This window comes from Leeuwenhoekiella aequorea (assembly GCF_004104375.1).
Taxonomy (GTDB): domain Bacteria; phylum Bacteroidota; class Bacteroidia; order Flavobacteriales; family Flavobacteriaceae; genus Leeuwenhoekiella; species Leeuwenhoekiella aequorea.
Genome location: NZ_QOVM01000002.1, coordinates 508,802 through 529,446, shown reverse-complemented (window position 1 = coordinate 529,446; position 20,645 = coordinate 508,802). Strand labels below are relative to the sequence as shown.

Here is a 20,645-nt window from a genome sequence, read left to right as displayed (position 1 = left end):
TTTTGATCTAATGAATTATTCTACCATACCCGTCGCACAATCTGTAGTATTACTTTGTCTTGAGAAAGGAGTAAAGCATATTGTAATTTCACCAGGCTCGCGCAATGCTCCATTAACTATTGGTTTTACAGCACATCCAGCAATGAAAACTTATAGTATAGTAGATGAGCGTTCGGCAGCTTTTTTTGCGTTGGGTCTTGCCCAACAGTTACAAGAACCTGTTGCTGTAATTTGTTCTTCAGGAAGTGCAGTTCTCAATTATTATCCGGCAATTTCAGAGGCGTATTATAGTGATATTCCACTGGTTGTAATTTCTGCAGATAGACCTATAGAACGTATAGATATAGGTGATGGTCAAACTATAAGACAGCGTAATGTCTTTGAAAATCACATTCTCTATTCTGCAAATTTGTATTCTGAATATGTGCCTGATGAGATCGTAACCGATCCAAAATTAATTCAGAAGCAACGGGAGGTGACAAAACACAATCAGCAGGAGATTAATAAAGCACTTAATAAAGCATTGGTAAATCAAGGTCCCGTTCATATTAATGTTCCTTTTTACGAACCTCTGTATAACACAACCACTCAAAAACTGGTAGATCCTATCGTTTTAGATCAGGAAACTAAACCGGTTGTTTTACAAGATGAGCATTTACAACCATTTGCTGAAAAATGGAGTAAGGCAAAACGGAAAATGATACTTATAGGTGTGTTGCAGCCTAATACTATTGAGCAACAGTTTTTAGATATTTTAGGATCAGATCCAAGTGTTCTTGTGTTTACTGAAACTACTTCTAATACGCATCATCCTAACTTCTTTACCCGTACAGACAATATTATTGGTTCGCTGGATGATCAAGGATTTAAAGATTTACAGCCAGAAATCTTAATTACTTTAGGAGGAATGATAATTTCTAAGAAAGTAAAAGCTTTTCTAAGAACGTATCAACCTGAAGAGCATTGGCATATAGATCCTAAAAAAGCTTATGACACTTACTTTTGCCTAAATAAACACTTTAAGGTGCCGGTAAATTACTTCTGGTCAAAATTCTTAAATCGAATTCGAGTACCTGATAGTGATTATCAAAAGAATTGGCTTCAAGTACGGGAACGCAGAGATGCATTGCACCAAGATTATATAAAAGAGATGGGCTGGTGTGATTTTAAAGCCTTTGACTTGGTGCTGTCAAGACTAAGAGCAGATAGTTTACTGCAATTAGGAAACAGTTCTACCGTGCGATATGTACAACTTTTTGATATAGATAAATCTCTAAAAGTATATTGCAACCGGGGTACTAGTGGTATAGATGGTAGTACATCCACAGCCGTAGGTGCTGCAGTAGGGAGCGAATTACCTACCACACTTATTACCGGTGACCTCAGTTTTTTTTATGACAGTAATGGGTTGTGGAATTCCTATATACCTACCGATTTTAAGATTATTCTTATAAACAATAGTGGTGGAGGTATTTTTAGAATTTTACCCGGCGATAAAACTTCAAAGGTTTTTGAGACCTATTTTGAAACTATACATGACCTTGATGCTTCTCATTTGTGCGCCATGTTTGGTTTAGATTATTTTGTTGCAAGTTCAGAAAGCGAATTACAAAGCGTTCAAGATAAATTTTATGCAACTACCCATAAACCAGCTCTTTTAGAAATTAAAACACCACGTACATTAAATGATCAGATTTTACTAGGTTACTTTAGTTATATCCGATAGTGTCTATTTAGAGTTTCTATTTTTATGTATATTTAGGAAACTTAATTAAAAACAACTAAACACATTAGTATCTTATGAGTAAAAGGGATGAAATGATCGCTAAATATGCAGCAGATCTAAAAGAAAAATTAAGCCACGAAGCGGATATGGATTTGCTAACAAAAGTTACTATTGGCTGCGGACCGTCAATTTATAATAAAGATTCTTCAACTGTATCTGCAGGTAGTGAATCTGAGTTAGAAACTGTAAAGAATAATTTTCTTATTAAAAAATTAGGTCTTGAGGATAGTCCTAAATTAATGGAAGGTTTACACAAAGTAATGGATGATTATGGTAAATCTAACCGAAATAAATACCGTGCGGTTGTTTATTACCTACTAACGAAACATTTTGGAAAAGAAGAAGTTTACGCATAAACCCATTTCTCTTCAATAGCTATAAAGTCTGCTAATGGTTGTATTAGCAGACTTTTTTATTTATGTCAACAACCTATTCTGATAATGCTATTTTAATAAGCCGATTCTTTAGCAATACTGTTCTTTAATAACTATTACTTTCCTAATTTTGAAAACACAAAAATAAGATTATGCTCGCACTCGGGGAATTCCATAAAATGATAATTGATCGCGATACAGCGCCAGGTTTGTATCTACGTGATGAAGATGAAAACGAAGTTTTATTACCCGGAAAGTATGCTCCAGAAGGATTTGAGCTTGAGGATGAGATTGAGGTCTTTGTTTATTTAGATAATGAAGAGCGACCTGTTGCTACGACGTTAAAACCATATATTTTAAAGAATGGTTTTGCTTACCTTAAATGTACTTCAGTTTCAAAAATAGGCGCTTTTGTAGATTGGGGTATTGATAAGGAATTATTTGTTCCTTTTTCAAATCAGGTGACAGATATGCGAGAAGGAAGTTCCTATCTTATTTATATGTATCTCGATGAGAAATCAAACCGACTGGTGGGTTCTTCAAAATTCAATACGTTTCTAAAAAATGAAGATATTGATGTTGAAAAATTTGATAAAGTTGATTTACTCGTGTCACATTTCTCAGAATTTGGAGCACACGTAATTATCAATGAGAAATATCAAGGATTAGTTCATAAAGACGCAATTTTTGAAGACATTCGAGTAGGAGATAGGCTACCCGGTTATGTAAAGCGGGTACGCGAAGATCATAAAATTGATATACTTCTTCAGCCTGAAGGGTATAGAAGTGTAGAGCCTAACGCAGAATTTATATACGAAGAATTAAAACGTAATGGTGGTAGTTTACCGGTACACGATAAAAGTTCGCCAGAAGATATTAATGCATACTTCGGCATAAGTAAGAAACTATTTAAAAAGGCAATTGGCGCTCTTTATAAAGACCGCGTTATAACAATTTCAGAAAAAGGAATTGAACTTAAAAATAACGCATAATTAAATCACGATTGTATTGCCCCCAAGGGCATTTATAAAATAAATCTCATGCAAGAACCAGATTGGAAAACGGTCAAAGAATACGAAGACATTACTTATAAAAAGGCTGATGGTGTAGCGCGTATAGCATTTAATAGACCAGATGTGCGTAATGCGTTTAGACCTAAAACAACTGCAGAATTATTAGATGCATTTCATAATGCTCAGGAAGATACTTCTGTAGGTGTAGTGCTGCTTTCTGCCGAAGGACCTTCATCAAGAGATGGTATTTACAGTTTTTGCAGTGGCGGTGATCAAAAAGCACGTGGCGATCAAGGCTATGTAGGAGATGATGGGTATCATCGTTTAAATATACTTGATGTTCAAAGGCTCATTCGATTTATGCCTAAGGCTGTTATAGCAGTTGTACCAGGCTGGGCTGTAGGTGGCGGTCATAGTTTACATGTTGTTTGTGATCTTACACTAGCATCAAAAGAACACGCCATTTTTAAGCAAACCGATGCAGATGTAACGAGCTTTGATGGTGGTTATGGTTCTGCTTATTTAGCAAAAATTGTAGGACAAAAACGTGCCAGAGAGATTTTCTTTCTAGGACGTAATTATTCTGCTCAGGAAGCTTTTGAAATGGGGATGGTAAACGCTGTGATTCCGCATGACGAATTAGAAGCAACTGCGTTTGAATGGGCACAAGAAATTTTAGCAAAATCACCCACTTCTATAAAAATGCTCAAATTTGCTATGAACCTTACAGATGATGGCATGGTAGGACAACAAGTTTTTGCTGGTGAAGCAACACGTCTTGCTTATATGACAGAAGAGGCAAAAGAGGGTAGAAATGCATTTTTAGAAAAAAGAAAGCCCAATTTTGAGAAAAAATGGATTCCGTAGGTGATAAATTGATCAGGTTCTATTATTTTTAGAATACACATCAAATTTATTTTAAATGGAAAATCAGTTTACAAACGCTCCGGTAGACATCGATTCCTTACCAGAATATCAAGAAATGACCTATACACCGGTGTCTATAAAACGGATGTATAAGGTTTTTCTTGTTTTGGGAATTATATCACTTTTGATGTTTGTAGGATTGTACCTCCTTCGTGAAGTTACAGAAGTCCGTGGCTTAATATTAGGACTAAGCATAGTTGTGATTTTAATAATTGGGTTACTATACTTTTTTCAATTTATGTTTCAGAAAAATATGGGATATGCTTTGAGAGAACATGATATAGCATTTAAACGTGGCTTTTTATTTGAGAAGATTACAATTATTCCATTTAATCGTATTCAGCATATATCTACTTCAGAAAGTATGCTAGACAAGTTTTTCAAAATTTCTAATCTTAATATTTTTACAGCTGGTGGCTCTGGAAGTGATATTGATATTCCCGGATTATCGCCAGAGCTTGCAGCAAAATTAAAAAACAAAGTCGCTAATCATCTAAGCGACATAGATGAATAAAGCATTCTCTAAACCACAAATTCAATCTAAACTGGGAGTTATTTTAATATTCCTGTCCCAGTTATATAAGTTCGTTAGAGCTTTTGGAGCAGCACTCGTTTATTTTCTGATAAAAGGAATTAGTGGTGAAATTCTGAATAAAGTCCTTTTAGGGGCAGGAGTCTTTATTGTGCTTTTGTTGATCTATAGCATTGTAGCTTTTCTTCGTTTTAAGTTTCATATTAATTATACTAATTCTGAATTTGTTCTTCAAAAAGGAGTTTTTAGTACCGAACGCTTAACCATACCATTTAATAAAATACAACAGGTTTACTTTAAGCGTTCTTTATTACAGCGCGTTATAGGAGTTTATAGTTTAGTTCTCGACACAGCAGGGAGTAGTGGCAAAGAAATAAGTATCAAAGCACTTAGGGAGAATGATGCGAAGAGCTTGCAGCAAGTTTTGATGCAAGTAGCAAATGTAGATAGTGAGGATACCAGAGGAAATGATGTTCAAATTAAAGAATTTATCTCTAACCCTTCAAATGCCTGGGAGCATAGATTATCCCCATTAACGCTTTTAAAATTAGGGTTGACGAGCAATTATTTTAGAGGAGTTTGGCTAATCCTAATATTTGTCATTTCTGTATATCAACAGCTTAGTGATTTTGATTTTTTACAAAATGAAGGTTATACAGATAACGTTCGCGGTTATCTGGAAGTCTATAGCAGACCTATAGAATTATTTGCACTAACAGCAATTGTATTTATAAGCATTTTCTTTTTGGGACTTCTGATATCCTGTATCGAAATATTTATCAAGTATTTTGATTTAAAGCTTCAGCAAACGAGCGACAGTCTGGATTTAGAAATGGGATTAAAAACCAATACAAAGACTAGTTTAAAACCCAGGCGTGTTCAGTTATTACGGGTTATTACAAATCCTATTCAGAAAAGATTAAATCTGCACGAAATACAAATAGCAATCGCCAGCAGTCAAAATGATCTAACAAAAACTAAAATTAGAATTCCTGGTTTAGAACGTATTCAGGTAGAAAAAGTAAAGAAGTTTCTTTTTACTTATAAGGTCAAGCCTGGATATATTTTTACACCTGCAGTATATTTATATTTCAGGCTTATTGTCCTGGCGGGATTGCCATTGCTTCTTACAGGGGTAGTAGCATCTTTTATAGTGCCTAATTATTTAATTGAAGTTACCAGTATACTTTCAATAATTTACGTGGCACTCGTTATACCTTATCAATATTTTTGGTATAGAGCACTCTCTTTAGAAATAACTCCGGAATTTGTAATTATGAAGAAAGGGGTTTGGAATCAAAAAACCGAAATAATTGAATTATTCAAGTTACAAGCAGTGACTGTAAATCAACCTATTTGGTACAAAAAAAGAAATCTTTACAATTATACTTTTCATACAGCAGGAGGTGATTTGACTTTTCCACTGACCTCACATCAAGTACAAAAACAAATTAATTATGCGCTCTTCAGGGTTGAAATTGATCATCAACCCTGGATGTAGCATATAACTTTATCTAATTGCAGGATATTTCTGCGGATTAGTTTCACGCATTATTTCATATATTTTTTCAAAAATATCTTCTGGAGATGGTTTTGAAAAATAGTCGCCATCAGTACCGTAAGCTGGTCTGTGTGGTTTAGCAGTTAATGTTTGAGGTGCGCTGTCTAAATATTTAAATGCTTTCTGCTCATCAAGTATTTGAGACATCAAATAAGCCGATGCGCCTCCTGGCATATCTTCATCAACAACTAATATTCGATTTGTTTTTGCAATACTCTTAACCGTATCGTGATTTAAATCAAATGGCAATAAAGATTGTGCATCTATAATTTCTATACTAATACCAGACGATTCTAGTTCTTTACCTACTTGCATTACCAGACGTAGGGTACTTCCATAAGAAACAACGGTTAAATCTGTACCCTCTTTAACTACTTCAACTTGACCAATGGGCGTTGTAAATTCACCTAAATTAAGCGGTAGTTGTTCTTTTAGACGATAACCATTAAGACATTCAACAACTACTGCAGGTTCATCACTTTTAAGGAGCGTATTGTAAAATCCTGCAGCCTTAGTCATATTTCTAGGCGTAAGAATATAAATACCTCTCAATAATCCTAATAATGAGCCCATTTGTGAGCCACTATGCCATATACCTTCTAGTCGATGACCACGAGTTCTTACAATTACAGGAGCAGTTTGTTTACCGTGAGTTCTGTAGCGTAAAGTGGCTAAATCGTCACTAAGTGTAGATATAGCATATAGTATGTAATCTAAATACTGAATTTCTGCAATAGGTCTTAAGCCTCTTAAAGCTAGTCCTATTCCTTGGCCAATAATAGTTGTTTCACGTATACCTACATCAGCTACACGTAATTCGCCATATTTTTCCTGAAGTCCTTCGAGACCTTGGTTTACATCACCTATAGTACCCGCATCTTCTCCAAAAACTAAACTGTTAGGATACTTGCTAAAAATTGCATCAAAGTTATCACGCAATACCACACGTGCATCTACATCTTTTGCTTTCTCATCATATACCGGAGTAATTTCCTCAATATTTATAGCTTTAGTATCATTAGCGCTATATAAATGTTTACTGTAGTTAGGCTGTTCATTCTCGATATAAGTAGAGACCCAATTCCTTAATGAAATAACAGTTTCTGTATTTTCATTAGAAACAAATCGTAGTGCTTTTCGGGCAGCTATTAATAAATCAGACTTTAAAGCATCTTTTTCATCAACTAAACCTTTTAAAATAGGTTTAATAAACTGTCCGTTGCTACTTTCTGAAATTAAAGATTCTAGAAGATTTGTTACCTGTTTTTTCTCCTCACGGATGGGATTAAGAAATGCATCCCAGGCTTTACGTTTACCTTCGCGTACATTACGTTTAATATCTTTTTCAATCTCTGTAAGTTTTTCTTCTGTAGCGATTTGATTAGAAAGCATCCACTCACGCATTTTTGTATTGCAATCGTGGTCTTTTTCCCATTGAAGACGGTCACTATTTTTATAACGTTCGTGAGATCCCGAAGTTGAATGCCCCTGAGGTTGTGTAAGCTCTGTCACATGTAATATAACAGGTACATGCTCTGTACGGGCAATTTCACCAGCACGCTCAAAAGTCTCAATAAGTGCTGGATAATCCCAGCCTTTAACTTTTAGAATTTCATATCCTTTTTCGGTCTCTGTACGTTGAAATCCACTCAGAATTTCAGATATATTTTCTTTAGTAGTTTGATGTTTAGCGTGTACTGAAATACCATAATCGTCATCCCAAACGCTTATAACCATTGGCACTTGTAAAACGCCAGCTGCATTTATGGTTTCAAAAAACATACCTTCAGAAGTGCTGGCATTACCTATAGTACCCCAGGCAACTTCATTACCATCATTTGATAGGCCTGTTTTTTCAGTTTCTGAAACATTCCTAAAAATTTTTGAAGCCTGAGCAAGACCTAATAATCTTGGCATTTGACCAGCAGTAGGAGAGATGTCTGCACTACTATTATATTGCTCAAGAAGATTTTTTAATTTTCCGTTTTCATCAAGGCTATGGGTACCAAAATGGCCTCCCATCTGCTTTCCGGCACTCATTGGATCATTTTCAATACTCGTATGAGCATACAATCCTGCAAAAAAGTTGGCAATCGTAAATTCACCAATTGCCATCATAAAGGTTTGATCTCTATAATAACCCGATCGCCAGTCACCTTTCTTAAAAGCTTTTGCCATTGCAAGCTGTGGTACTTCTTTACCATCGCCAAAAATGCCAAACTTAGCCTTGCCGGTTAGAACTTCTCTTCGACCTAGTAAGCTGCATTCACGGCTCGTTACCGCAATTTTATAATCTTCTAGAACTGTTTTTTTAAAATCTTCAAAAGATATTTCAGAAGTAGGCTCAGATTGAGTGTGCATATATTGAATGAATTTTCACAAAAATAAGGAAAAAACCCGTTAAACACAATTCAATAATTTCGTAATAAAATGATAATATTTTAATAAAAGCCCATTTAATTACGGGTCTTTCAATAATCAGCAATAATTATTAGGGTTTACTGAATTTATTTAAATAACCAAGGCGTTCGGATATCTCAAAACGCTTAATACCATTTTCGGGTAAATAGACTTAGCATTGTGCCTATATCTAAAGTTACAATGAAACGTATCTTTTGATCGTAGTTCTTTTGTCCTAATTCCCAGCCGTTTGAAGAATGAATAGGTAGAAAAATCTCAAAGTAATCTTCTACTAAAACCGTACGTATCCCACTATCGTATAAAAAACGAGCAGGATCTCCCTGATTTTTAATCAAACCTACATCTACATAACCATGAATAAAATTCCATAACGTTGTGCTGGTGTTAATTGAGGTTAGCCACTGATTTCCAAAAGGTGTATCTAACTGTGATTTAAAACCACCCTCTGCTAAGATCAATTGCTGACTAAATAAACCGCTGCTCTCAGATCGTCCATAATAATTATAGTTAAATAAATAATCTGTAGGTCTATCTGTTGCAAAACTGAAATAATCCCCGTCTGAACGGGTATCGTTATAAAGAAACGTCCCACCAAAAAACCGCAGATCAAATTGTCTGTTGTTTAAAAAGACTTTGCGGTATTTTGCGGTCATTGAAAGCTTGCTAAATTTTTGAGCTAGTTGAAAGTCAGTGTTCCAGCTTAAGGCATTTATCACTCCAGGACTATTGTTTGAGTATTGTACATTAAAGACACTATAATTGGGGTCTTCATTGCTTATAAAGTTAGACTCATCTCTATACACGTTTATGTTACGAACAGTAAGATACTGGCGTTTATCTGATCTAAAATCATCGGGTCTAAAGGCAAAGGTGATAAATGGGGAATATCTTTTATAAAGTGCATCTGGCGCATAGGAGGAAAGAGCTCCAGACATGCCATAGCGTATTGCGAAGAGATTGCCTTCCTCTAAATTTTGAGTATATGTAAAGCCTGCGCTTCCTGTAACTTTATCTGATTTAAAACCATACTGAGGCTCTATTTTGTAACTAAAATTCTTAGATAATAAGGTTTTATTATACATTTTAGCACCCAACTTTAAACCATCATAGAAATTATATTCTGCTACCGGCATAAAGAATACCTGATTTTTAGAAGGATCTTCAATGTCCTGAAACAATTTAAATTGAAAAGGTTTATTTATACCTAAAAATGGATTGATTTTTTTGTAATTATTACGTCTATTGTATTCGGGAACAAATCCTTCTGCATTAATTGCAACCCGATCTATATTTTCAGCAGAAATAGAAATTTCTTTTTCCTTTTTAAATCCCTTAACCCAGCTTTTAGAAACGATTGAATCGCCCTGCATTCCGTATACTGGAATAGGGACCAAAATACCGGTTTTATTGCGTAGCTGAATAGTCAATGAATCACCATTTTTATGGACTTCATTGAACTTAAAATCAATATTTTTTCGGGTTTTTATAAAATCATTAAAAAACCAATCTAAGTTCTCAGTAGTCTTGGATTTTATTTTAGATTCTAGAATACCGGGATTGGTGAGCTTTAACTGATTTTCATTATAAAATTCCCTAATGCTGTTATTTATAAGTGTGTCTGAAAGGTATTCTGAAAGATAGTTGACACCACTGGCAGCCTTGTAAGCATTTGCAATATTTACATTAAATTTAATTAAGGAATCTTTAGGTGTGTCTAAAGACTGATCAAGATTTAAACGTGCCATATGCATGTACAGCAAATTATATTGATCATTAAATTCTAATTTTGAGATATTAAATTGCCGTGCGATCCAGTAACGATTTAATGTTCCTAGTACTTTTAATTTAGGATAAAAATCATCCATATACCGCATCATTATATTCATCTTTACAGCATCTGCGACCCATTTATCTTTTCTGGGATTTATAAATAATGTACGGTCAACGTAGTTGTTAATTGCTGTTTTTAAAATTTTTAATTCATATTTAAAATCCTCAGGAAACGGACTGAAAAAATCGGGTAATTGATTTAAACCATAAACCGGATTTTCTTTGTAATCAATATTTGAAATCACCAGTTTCTCAAACGGGTAATCTCCTAGATTTTTATCTAAGTACCCTATAACTTTATCGATGATTAATGATTCTCTTTCGGGTATAACTTTTGAGTTGCTAATGTTAGTTATGACCGTAACCGCATCGGTTTCAGTTTCTAGAAAATCTGAATTTTGTCTGAAGTATATTGTAGTATTATTTCTATTATCACCTTCGAGATGGACCGTTTTGTATTCAGAGCTTTCAGTAATCTTATTTAGTTTCTGCTTGAGTTCGTTTATGAGTAAATAATCTTTTTTAAACGAAATATCAATACTAAAGTCGGTAGGGACCATATAAAGATCGTCGAGATTCTTGTTGCTATAATACTGCCAGCTTCCATCATAAACAGCTGGAGCTATAAACCAATATTTAAGATTAAAATCTCCATCATCTAACGCTCCATACCCTGTAAACCGTGCATCTGGAATATGTATTTCATAATTCAAAAAGATCTGTTGCGTTTCACCGGGAGGTAGAGCATCTTTTAATTTGACTTCTAAAATATCTTCAGATTTTTTGACTCGTTTAAAATCTAATAATTGATATTGAGAGTCAGAAATAGATTTTATTTTAGTACTACCTCGGGCTTCAGTTGATGCTAGATGAAATCTACGATCGTAATTTTCGGCAAACCGTTTAGCGAGCTTAGATTGTTTTGAAGCAAAACTATTTGCCCAGTCATTAAAGAAAAGCGTCTCTAGTGAATCTTCAGATGTATTTACGAAGAAAATTTCTTGCTGGATCACAAGTGTTTTTGTATCCTCATATAATCGTGCAGATATATTTATACGGTTCTGTGCTACCAATGCTATTGGAAGTAGAAGGAGTGTAAATAGAAGCGTTTTTAAAAACGTCTTCATAAGTTGATGTATTGAGGAATTGTCAAATTAGGGGATAATTGAATATGCGTTAAAAGACTGCGTTAAGTACGTACATACTTAACGCAAATGCTGTCTTTTTGGTTTTTTAATTACAAATTAAAAATTAGGACTTAACTCATATTCGTTATAGAAGTTATTTAGAACTTCTAAAACCTCATCTGCTGTATCTACCAGATAAATTAAATCTACGTCTGCGTCACTTATATTTTTAAAAGAATCAAGTAGGGTAGTACGTATCCAGGCTAATAGATCTTTCCAGAAATCGGTACCTACCAGAATGATAGGAAACTTATCGATCTTATGGGTTTGAATTAGGGTGATTGCTTCAAATAATTCATCTAAAGTTCCAAAACCTCCTGGAAGCACAACAAAGCCCTGAGAGTATTTTACAAACATTACTTTTCTAACGAAAAAATAGTCGAAGTCTATACTTTTATCTGCATCGATATATGGGTTATCGTGCTGTTCAAAGGGAAGGTCAATATTTAATCCTACTGAAGTTCCACCGGCTAAGTGAGCACCTTTGTTTCCGGCCTCCATTATTCCGGGACCTCCGCCAGTAATTACACCATAACCATTATCAACAATTTTCTCTGCAATATCTACAGCCAGTTTATAATATTTTTGATCTGGTTTTGTACGCGCGCTTCCGAATATAGAAACACAAGGTCCTATTCTACTTAGTTTTTCAAAACCGCTTACAAATTCGCCCATAATTTTAAATAGGGCCCAAGAATCATTTGTTTTAATCTCATTCCAGCCCTTAGGCTTGTTTTCATTTCTCATATATAGAGTTTGATTTTATTGTTTAGGAAGTGTTCTAATTTAGCTCTTTCTTCAAAAACTGAGCTGTATAACTCTTTTTATCTTTAGCTACTTCTTCGGGAGTACCCTTAGCTACAAGTTTGCCTCCATTTTTTCCTCCTTCATATCCTATATCGATAATATGATCTGCAAGTTTTATTACATCCATATTATGTTCAATAATTAGCATTGTATTTCCTTTGTCGGTAAGTCGATTTAATACGTCCATTAAAATACGTACATCTTCAAAATGCAATCCTGTGGTAGGTTCATCAAGTATGTAGAACGTATTACCGGTATCTCTTTTTGATAATTCGGTAGCCAGTTTAATACGTTGTGCCTCTCCACCAGATAGGGTTGTAGATTGCTGTCCCAATGAAATATACCCAAGACCTACATCTTGTATAGTTTTTACTTTACGATATATTTTAGGAATATGCTCAAAGAATGGGACCGCTTCATCAATCGTCATTTCAAGCACATCAGCAATACTTTTCCCTTTATATCTAATCTCTAAGGTTTCTCTATTGAAACGTTTTCCGTGACATGTCTCACATTCTACGTAAACATCTGGCAAGAAATTCATTTCGATAACTCGTAAACCACCACCTTTACAAGTCTCACAACGGCCACCAGCAACATTAAAACTAAAGCGTCCGGGCTTGTATCCTCTAATTAGGGATTCGGGTATTTTTGCAAAGAGACTGCGAATTTCTCCAAAAACTCCTGTATATGTCGCAGGATTTGAGCGTGGTGTACGGCCTATAGGAGATTGATTAATGTCTATTACTTTATCACATTCATCAAGACCTTTGATACTTTTATATGGCGCCGGTTTTTTTACACCGTTAAAATAATGCGCATTCATAATAGGATATAAGGTCTCGTTTATGAGTGTAGATTTACCACTACCGGAAACACCTGTAACAACAATCATTTTTCCTAAAGGAAACGTGACATTCACATTTTTCAGATTATTACCAGTAGCTCCTTTGAGTACAATTGATTTGCCGTTTCCTTTTCTGCGCTTTTCAGGTACAGCTATTTCTTTCTCACCATTAATATATTGAGCGGTTAAGGTATGTTGTTTAAGTAAAGATTTAGGTGTGCCTTCACTTATAATTTCGCCTCCGTGCTTTCCAGCAAAAGGACCTATATCGATAACATAATCTGCTCGCTCAATCATATCCTTATCGTGCTCCACAACAAGCACCGAATTGCCTAAATCACGAAGAGCAACTAACGAATTTATTAGCTTCTCATTATCTCGCTGGTGCAAACCTATGCTTGGTTCGTCAAGAATATAAAGCACACCCACTAGCTGAGATCCTATTTGGGTAGCTAGACGTATACGTTGTGCTTCACCACCAGATAATGATTTTGAACTACGATTAAGGCTTAAATACGTGAGACCTACATCTACAAGAAACTGAAGCCTGGCATTAATTTCTTTTAAAATTTCAGTCGCAATAGCGGTTTGTTTTTCTGAAAGATTAGGTTCTACATTTCTAAACCAAGCTGCGAGCTCTAGAATGTCCATATTTGAAAGCTCTGCGATATTTTTACCGTGAACTCTAAAGTAAAGTGACTCTTTGCGTAAGCGTGAGCCTTCACAAACCGGACATTCTACTTTTTCCATATATTCCTTAGCCCATCTTTTTAAGGATGCGGAATCATTATTCTCGTAAGTACTTTCAATAAACTTCGCAACTCCTTCAAAGTCTATTTTATAACTTCGGCTTACACCGAGTGCTTTAGAATCTACTGTGAATTTTTCATTACCGCCGTAGAGAATCATATCTAAAGCCGCTTTTGGAATAGCACTAATAGGATCTGTTAATTTAAAATCGAACCGTTGCGCAATAATCTCAAGTTGTTTAAAAATCCAATTACTTTTTTGAGTACCGTGCGGAGCTAGACCACCCGCTTTTATTGAAAGTTTAGGATCTGGAATTATTTTATCGATGTTTACTACGCGTAATTCTCCAATCCCATTACAATTAGGACAAGCACCTTTAGGCGAATTAAATGAGAAATTATTAGGTTCAGGATTCGGATATGATATACCTGAGGTAGGGCACATAAGGCTTCGGCTAAAATAGCGTGCTTCATTAGAATCATGGTCTAAAATCATCATCACATCTTCACCGTGATACATCGCAGTATTAATGGTTTCCATCAGACGCTTGTCAAGATCCTTATCATCTTCAATTTTTAACCGGTCGATAACGATCTCAATATCGTGCACCTTGTACCGGTCAATTTTCATTCCTTTCTCGATATCCTTGACCGCTCCGTCCACTCTAACTTTAACAAATCCCTGTTTGGCAATTTGTTCAAATAGTTCGCGGTAATGTCCCTTTCGACTTCTAATTACAGGAGCCAGAACATTTACTCGCTTACCATTATATTCAGATTTTATAAGATCTTTAATTTGATCATCACTATAGCTAACCATTTTCTCGCCGGTCTCAAAGCTATACGCATCACTTGCTCGAGCAAAGAGAAGACGCAAAAAGTCATAAATTTCTGTAATGGTACCTACAGTAGACCGCGGACTTTTACTAGTCGTTTTTTGTTCAATTGCAATTACGGGTGAAAGACCTTGTATTTGGTCAACATCGGGACGCTCTAGCCCGCCCAAAAATTGTCGTGCATAAGCCGAGAACGTTTCTATATAACGGCGTTGCCCTTCTGCATATATCGTATCAAATGCGAGCGAACTTTTGCCACTACCTGAAAGTCCTGTAATAACGACTAATTTTTCTCGGGGAATCTGGACATCTATATTCTTTAAGTTATGAGCTCTTGCCCCATAAACCTCAATGTATTCTTGTGTTTCTGCCATTTTCTTTTTCAAGTGTGCAAAGGTACTGTAAATGAGTCAAAAATTGAAAAAAGGGAGGTGGTCGTAGCCTTAAAAAAAACCTAATAAATTGCTGTAGTATTTCAATTTAAATTGAAGTGTATAAAGTTATGTAGTGACCTTTACATTTTTTAAACTCAGTATTCAAAATCGTGTAGATATTAAATAAGAAACTATAAACTAATCTCGTAATCTCCCAGCATTTCTGTAATAACAGTTTCAGTTTTAGAAATAAATGAGTTTGGCTTCAGTTTTACTTTATCAACCTTATCAAAATATGTTGTGATTGAGCCATCTGCATACGCTTCCGGAATTACTGGATGTACATAGTAGCTTTTACAAACACTGCGGGTATTTCCTAAGCCTTTAGCTGCAGCATCATAAGCAGTAAGGATATTCTTAGCATTTTGTTTTTCTTCGGAAACATAACCACTTTCTCTCAACGACTCAAAAAAGATTTTCGTGGCTCCCCAAGTTCTAAAGTCTTTAGCTGAAAATAAGTCTCCACTTAATTCGTGTATATAGTCATTTACCATACCACTGTCAATATGATGTTTAACTCCTGCTTCATCATAAAACTGAAATAGATCCCAGCCTGGTATTTCTTCACATTGATTTACAAGATCTATAAGCTCGGGATCTGTGATTTTAATTTTATGCTCTTTTCCCTTTTTTCCTACAAATTCAAATCTAATATCACTTTCTGTAGTTTTTACGTGTCGAGTACGTAGTGTGGAAAGACCATAGGTTTGATTGCGTTTTGCGTAGCAAGCGTTACCTACACGTATATGGGTTTCTTCCATTAATCGTATAACAAGAGCAAGCACCTTGCGCTGGGTCATTTGCACCTCATCTAGATCTTTATCTACCTGCTTACGCAGTTGAGGTAAGATGTTAGCAAACGAGGCAAGTTTTAAAAACTTTGTCTCGTTACGTAGTTTATTCCAAGTCTCGTGATACAGATATACTCTACGATCTTTATCATCGCGACCTACAACTTGCAAGTGACCATTTGATGGTTCAGAAATTAGAACATCTTGCCAGGCTGGAGGTATTACCAGTTTATTAATACGATTAAGTACAGGCTTAGATTTGATGATTTTATCATCTTTGCAGTACGTAAATCCTTTACCTTTTTTCTTTCTGCAAATAGTGAGGTGTTCCTCTTTTACATAAACAAGATCTGCAATACGAGCTGCTTCTTCAGGACTTTTAAGTAATTTTTCTAATTTGGATTCTGTTATGGTCATAATTCCAAATTTAGAAGCAATTTTGTATGATTTATACTAATAAAATGTGAAATATCTATTCAAAAAAAATGAAACAAAAAAAATGTTCGGATAACACGATTGCCACCCGAACATTTCAGATTTTAATTACTGGTAATTTTAACTAGTCAAAATAGCTAAAACTTTGTCCATCTTTAATTTTAAGAACGCTCTCGTAAATCATTTTGATTACATTCTCAACATCATCTCGGTGAACCATTTCTACAGTAGTATGCATATAACGAAGTGGTAAACTTATTAATGCTGAAGGTACGCCGCCATTGCTGTATGCAAAGGCATCTGTATCTGTTCCTGTAGCACGGCTGCACGCAGATCGCTGAAAGGGAATATTTTTTTCTTCCGCAGTCTCAATTATAAGATCTCGTAATTTCTGTTGTATTGCCGGAGCGTAAGAAATTACAGGGCCATCACCTATTGCTGCTCGGCCGTTTGTCTTCATTTCTATCATAGGTGTGGTCGTATCGTGAGTTACATCGGTTACAATAGCCACGTTAGGTTGTATTGTATGTGTAATCATTTCTGCACCACGTAGTCCTATTTCTTCCTGTACCGAATTAACAATGTATAATCCGAAATCAAGCTTTTTACTATTTTCTTTTAAAAGACGAGCTACTTCAGCGATCATAAAACCACCCATACGATTGTCTAGTGCACGACATACAAATTTGTCTCCATTAAGAATAGTAAAGGTATCTGGATAGGTAATTACGCAACCTACGTGAACACCTAACTTCTCAACTTCCTCTTTATTTTTGCAACCTGTATCGATAAATATATTATCAAGTTTAGGCGCTTTCTCATCACTTTTATCTCGTGTATGAATAGCAGGCCATCCAAACACACCTTTTACAATACCATTTTTAGTATGAATGTTAACCAGTTTAGAAGGTGCAATTTGATGATCACTTCCGCCGTTACGTATAACGTATATAAGTCCGTCGTCTGTTATAAAGTTTACATACCAAGAAATTTCGTCAGCGTGTCCTTCTATAACAACTTTGTATTTAGCATCGGGATTAATAACACCTACGGCAGTACCATAATTATCTGTGATAAACGTGTCTACATATGGCTTAAGGTAATTCATCCATATTTTTTGCCCTTCCCACTCATAACCGGTAGGTGCGGCATTATTTAAATAGGATTCAAGAAAATCCAGAGATTCTTTATTTAAAATGCTTTTTGACATAAGTTCAATTTTCTACGAAAGTAAGAATATTAATAGCAATTTCGCAATGCAATCTGGTCGATTGCTTACTTTTGGAACAGTTTTAGATCATTATAATGAAAAATAAAATTTGAAGAAGATACTATCCCTTTTTATACTCCTTTTGAGTAGTATTTTAAGTGCACAGACTATAGAAGAAACTACTACTGAGACTGATACTTCGACAGTAGAATATTATTTTGTTGAAGGAGACAGTGTAGCCCGCAAAGCAATATTTCTAGATGATGTAGTTGTTATGGGGCGTTTAAAATTTAATGATAATGATGCCCGTAGACGCTATTTAATATTACGTAGAAAAACACGTAAAGTATGGCCCTATGCAAAACTTGCAGGAGAACGCTTAGTAGAGCTTAATGAACGATTAGATTCTATGAAATCCAAGCGTGCAAAAAAGAAATATACAAAGATTATTCAGCGGTATGTAGAGGATGAGTTTGGAGCTCAGTTAAAAAAACTAACCCGTACCGAAGGTCAAATTCTTGTGAAGCTTATGTATAGACAAACAGGATCTACAACTTTTGAGTTAATAAAAGATTATAGAAGTGGGTTAAAAGCCTTTTTCCTGAATACGACAGCAAGCTTTTTTGATATTTCCTTAAAAGAAATTTACGATCCTAAGAATGTTCAAGAAGACTATTTAATTGAAGATATTCTTCAGCGTTCTTTTCAAGCTAATGTGCTAGAGCCACAAGATCCTGCAATTAAAATTAATTTCTTAGAATTAAAAAATAAGTGGGTTAAACCTAAACTCAGTCAAGGTATAAAGTAGATTATGAAGTGGCATACTAGCTATTGGATTTATATAATTGCTCTATTAATTACAGGAATAGGTGTATTAACAGGAAAGTATTTTTTTCTATTTCTAACTATTCCCTTCAGCTTTTCTTTTTTTAGTCGGAATAAGAAGAAGTAAAAGCGTATTTTGAAATATTCTGTTCAAAAAAAATAGATACCTTTGCTAACCAAACAAGCGTAACTCCTACTATGAGTCAAAAAGTCTTACTTAATTCTAAAGAAGTAAATATTATTCTTAATAGACTAGCTTGTCAACTTATTGAAAATCACCGCGATTTTAAAAATACGGTACTTATAGGTATTCAACCGAGAGGTGTTTATGTAGCAGAACGTATAAAAAAACTCCTTGAAGAAGATTATAAAATTGCAGATATAAAAATGGGATATCTTGATATCACATTTTTTAGAGATGATTTTAGAAGAGGGGATAAGCCATTAGAGGCTAATAAAACTAAAATTACTTTTGTAGTCGAAGATAAGAATGTAGTTTTTATCGATGATGTTCTCTATACGGGAAGAAGTATAAATGCTGCGCTTACAGCGGTTCAAAGTTTTGGTAGACCACGAGAAGTAGAGCTGCTTACACTAATAGATCGCCGCTTTAGCAGACATTTGCCTATACAGCCTAATTATAGAGGACGACAGGTAGATGCTATAAATGGTGAAAAAGTAAAAGTAAGTTGGATTGAGAATGGAGGAGAAGACAGTGTCTATCTAATTGAAGAATAAAATTAACGGAGATAAAAATCGCACAAATTAACCTTACAGAATGAGCGAGTTAAGTGTAGATCACTTATTGGGGATTAAGTATATCACAAAAGAAGATATCAATCTTATTTTTGAAACGGCTGATCATTTTAAAGAAATAATTAACCGTCCTATAAAAAAAGTTCCTTCTCTGCGAGATGTAACGATCGCAAATTTGTTTTTTGAAAACAGCACACGTACAAAACTTTCTTTTGAGCTTGCTGAAAAACGACTTAGTGCAGATGTGATAAATTTTTCTGCAGGAGCATCTTCAGTAAAAAAAGGTGAAACCTTAATAGATACCGTTAATAATATATTATCTATGAAAGTAGATATGGTTGTTATGAGGCATCCTAATCCCGGAGCCGGAGTATTTCTTTCAAAAAATATTAAGGCTAGTATTGTTAATGCGGGTGATGGAGCACACGAGCATCCTACACAGGCGTTGTTAGATAGTTATTCTATACAGAAACGATTAGGAGATGTTGGTGGTAAAAAAGTGGTTATAGTAGGTGACATTCTACACAGTAGAGTGGCCTTATCTAATATTTTTGCTCTCAAGCTTCAGGGAGCTGAGGTTAAAGTTTGTGGACCAAAAACTCTTATGCCTAAGTATATTGAATCGCTAGGCGTGGAGGTTGAGCTAAATCTTAGAAAAGCTCTAGAATGGTGTGATGTTGCAAATATGCTACGCGTTCAAAATGAACGAATGGATATTAGTTATTTTCCTTCAACACGAGAGTATATTCAGCAGTACGGATTAGATAAAGAGTTGCTAGATTCTTTAAATAAAGAAATTGTAATTATGCATCCGGGACCTATTAACCGTGGGGTAGAAATTACGAGTGATGTTGCTGATAGTGGACAGTCTATCATTCTTAATCAAGTTGAAAATGGAGTTGCTATACGTATGGCAGTCATTTATTTGCTAGCTTCAAAAATCAAGAAACAATGATAATTACTCAAAACGATACCTATACTATTCTTGCAGATGAGGAAGATGGTATAAAAGAATTTGCTTCATTTTTAGAGTTTATTGTTCCTAAAGCATACGCCGATGTCAACCTAGTCATCGATTTATTGAAATATGAAAATGTTTCTTTAGAAGAATTACTTACATTTTTAAAAATATCTAATGCTCAAAGAGCTGGACAGAAGTCGTTTGTGTTAGTAAACAAAGTCTCACAGATAGACCGAGTACCAGAAGAATTAATGGTAGTGCCTACATTAGAAGAAGCAAAAGATGTAATTGATTTAGAAGAGATTCAACGGGATTTAGGTTTCTAATAAAAAGCTAATTTTATAAAAGCTGATTACTTTTTAC

At 34.9% G+C, this 20,645-nt stretch carries 16 protein-coding genes; 10 read left to right on the top strand and 6 right to left on the bottom strand.

Annotated elements, in window-relative coordinates:
- The first annotated feature begins 10 nt into the window (after positions 1–10).
- From menD to DSM00_RS06350, 6 genes are all read left to right on the top strand, one after another.
- Positions 11–1,726, top strand: a complete 1,716-nt coding sequence (menD, locus tag DSM00_RS06375) for a 2-succinyl-5-enolpyruvyl-6-hydroxy-3-cyclohexene-1-carboxylic-acid synthase (protein WP_128757188.1) — start codon at positions 11–13, stop codon at positions 1,724–1,726.
- 74 nt (positions 1,727–1,800) lie between these two features.
- On the top strand, positions 1,801–2,142 hold the full coding sequence (locus DSM00_RS06370; RefSeq protein ID WP_128757187.1) for a DUF2853 family protein: 342 nt from the start codon (positions 1,801–1,803) through the stop codon (positions 2,140–2,142).
- A 170-nt stretch (positions 2,143–2,312) separates the two neighbouring features.
- Entirely contained in the window at positions 2,313–3,152 is an 840-nt protein-coding gene (locus DSM00_RS06365) for a CvfB family protein (protein WP_128757186.1), read from the top strand.
- A gap of 48 nt (positions 3,153–3,200) precedes the next feature.
- On the top strand, positions 3,201–4,040 hold the full coding sequence (locus DSM00_RS06360) for a 1,4-dihydroxy-2-naphthoyl-CoA synthase (protein WP_128757185.1): 840 nt from the start codon (positions 3,201–3,203) through the stop codon (positions 4,038–4,040).
- A gap of 55 nt (positions 4,041–4,095) precedes the next feature.
- Complete coding sequence (locus DSM00_RS06355) at positions 4,096–4,614, top strand: PH domain-containing protein (RefSeq protein ID WP_128757184.1); 519 nt, start codon at positions 4,096–4,098, stop codon at positions 4,612–4,614.
- Entirely contained in the window at positions 4,607–6,133 is a 1,527-nt protein-coding gene (locus DSM00_RS06350) for a PH domain-containing protein (protein ID WP_128757183.1), read from the top strand. The genes DSM00_RS06355 and DSM00_RS06350 overlap by 8 nt, the downstream gene beginning before the upstream one ends.
- A gap of 9 nt (positions 6,134–6,142) precedes the next feature.
- Here the strand turns inward: DSM00_RS06350 and DSM00_RS06345 are convergent, their stop codons facing one another.
- From DSM00_RS06345 to DSM00_RS06320, 6 genes are all read right to left on the bottom strand, one after another.
- Positions 6,143–8,554, bottom strand: coding sequence for an alpha-ketoacid dehydrogenase subunit alpha/beta (locus DSM00_RS06345; RefSeq protein ID WP_128757182.1), 2,412 nt, complete (start codon positions 8,552–8,554; stop codon positions 6,143–6,145).
- Positions 8,555–8,739: 185 nt separating this feature from the next.
- Positions 8,740–11,571, bottom strand: a complete 2,832-nt coding sequence (locus DSM00_RS06340) for a gluzincin family metallopeptidase (protein ID WP_128757181.1) — start codon at positions 11,569–11,571, stop codon at positions 8,740–8,742.
- A gap of 117 nt (positions 11,572–11,688) precedes the next feature.
- On the bottom strand, positions 11,689–12,378 hold the full coding sequence (locus DSM00_RS06335; protein ID WP_128757180.1) for an LOG family protein: 690 nt from the start codon (positions 12,376–12,378) through the stop codon (positions 11,689–11,691).
- Positions 12,379–12,412: 34 nt separating this feature from the next.
- The gene (gene uvrA / locus DSM00_RS06330) at positions 12,413–15,244 is read right to left on the bottom strand and encodes an excinuclease ABC subunit UvrA (RefSeq protein ID WP_128757179.1); all 2,832 of its coding nucleotides are present in this window, start codon (positions 15,242–15,244) and stop codon (positions 12,413–12,415) included.
- Between the two features lie 191 nt (positions 15,245–15,435).
- Entirely contained in the window at positions 15,436–16,512 is a 1,077-nt protein-coding gene (locus DSM00_RS06325; protein ID WP_128757178.1) for a DNA topoisomerase IB, read from the bottom strand.
- Positions 16,513–16,654: 142 nt separating this feature from the next.
- The gene (locus tag DSM00_RS06320; RefSeq protein WP_028375026.1) at positions 16,655–17,740 is read right to left on the bottom strand and encodes a M42 family metallopeptidase; all 1,086 of its coding nucleotides are present in this window, start codon (positions 17,738–17,740) and stop codon (positions 16,655–16,657) included.
- A gap of 109 nt (positions 17,741–17,849) precedes the next feature.
- On the opposite strand from DSM00_RS06320, the gene DSM00_RS06315 reads away from it, so the two are divergent.
- The 4 genes from DSM00_RS06315 to DSM00_RS06300 all read left to right on the top strand — a co-directional run bounded on the left by DSM00_RS06315 (position 17,850) and on the right by DSM00_RS06300 (position 20,608).
- Positions 17,850–18,548, top strand: a complete 699-nt coding sequence (locus tag DSM00_RS06315; RefSeq protein WP_128757177.1) for a DUF4294 domain-containing protein — start codon at positions 17,850–17,852, stop codon at positions 18,546–18,548.
- A 215-nt stretch (positions 18,549–18,763) separates the two neighbouring features.
- On the top strand, positions 18,764–19,303 hold the full coding sequence (pyrR, locus tag DSM00_RS06310; RefSeq protein WP_128757176.1) for a bifunctional pyr operon transcriptional regulator/uracil phosphoribosyltransferase PyrR: 540 nt from the start codon (positions 18,764–18,766) through the stop codon (positions 19,301–19,303).
- A 40-nt stretch (positions 19,304–19,343) separates the two neighbouring features.
- The gene (locus tag DSM00_RS06305) at positions 19,344–20,276 is read left to right on the top strand and encodes an aspartate carbamoyltransferase catalytic subunit (RefSeq protein ID WP_128757175.1); all 933 of its coding nucleotides are present in this window, start codon (positions 19,344–19,346) and stop codon (positions 20,274–20,276) included.
- Entirely contained in the window at positions 20,273–20,608 is a 336-nt protein-coding gene (locus DSM00_RS06300) for a ribonuclease Z (protein ID WP_128757174.1), read from the top strand. The genes DSM00_RS06305 and DSM00_RS06300 overlap by 4 nt, the downstream gene beginning before the upstream one ends.
- Positions 20,609–20,645: the final 37 nt, after the last annotated feature.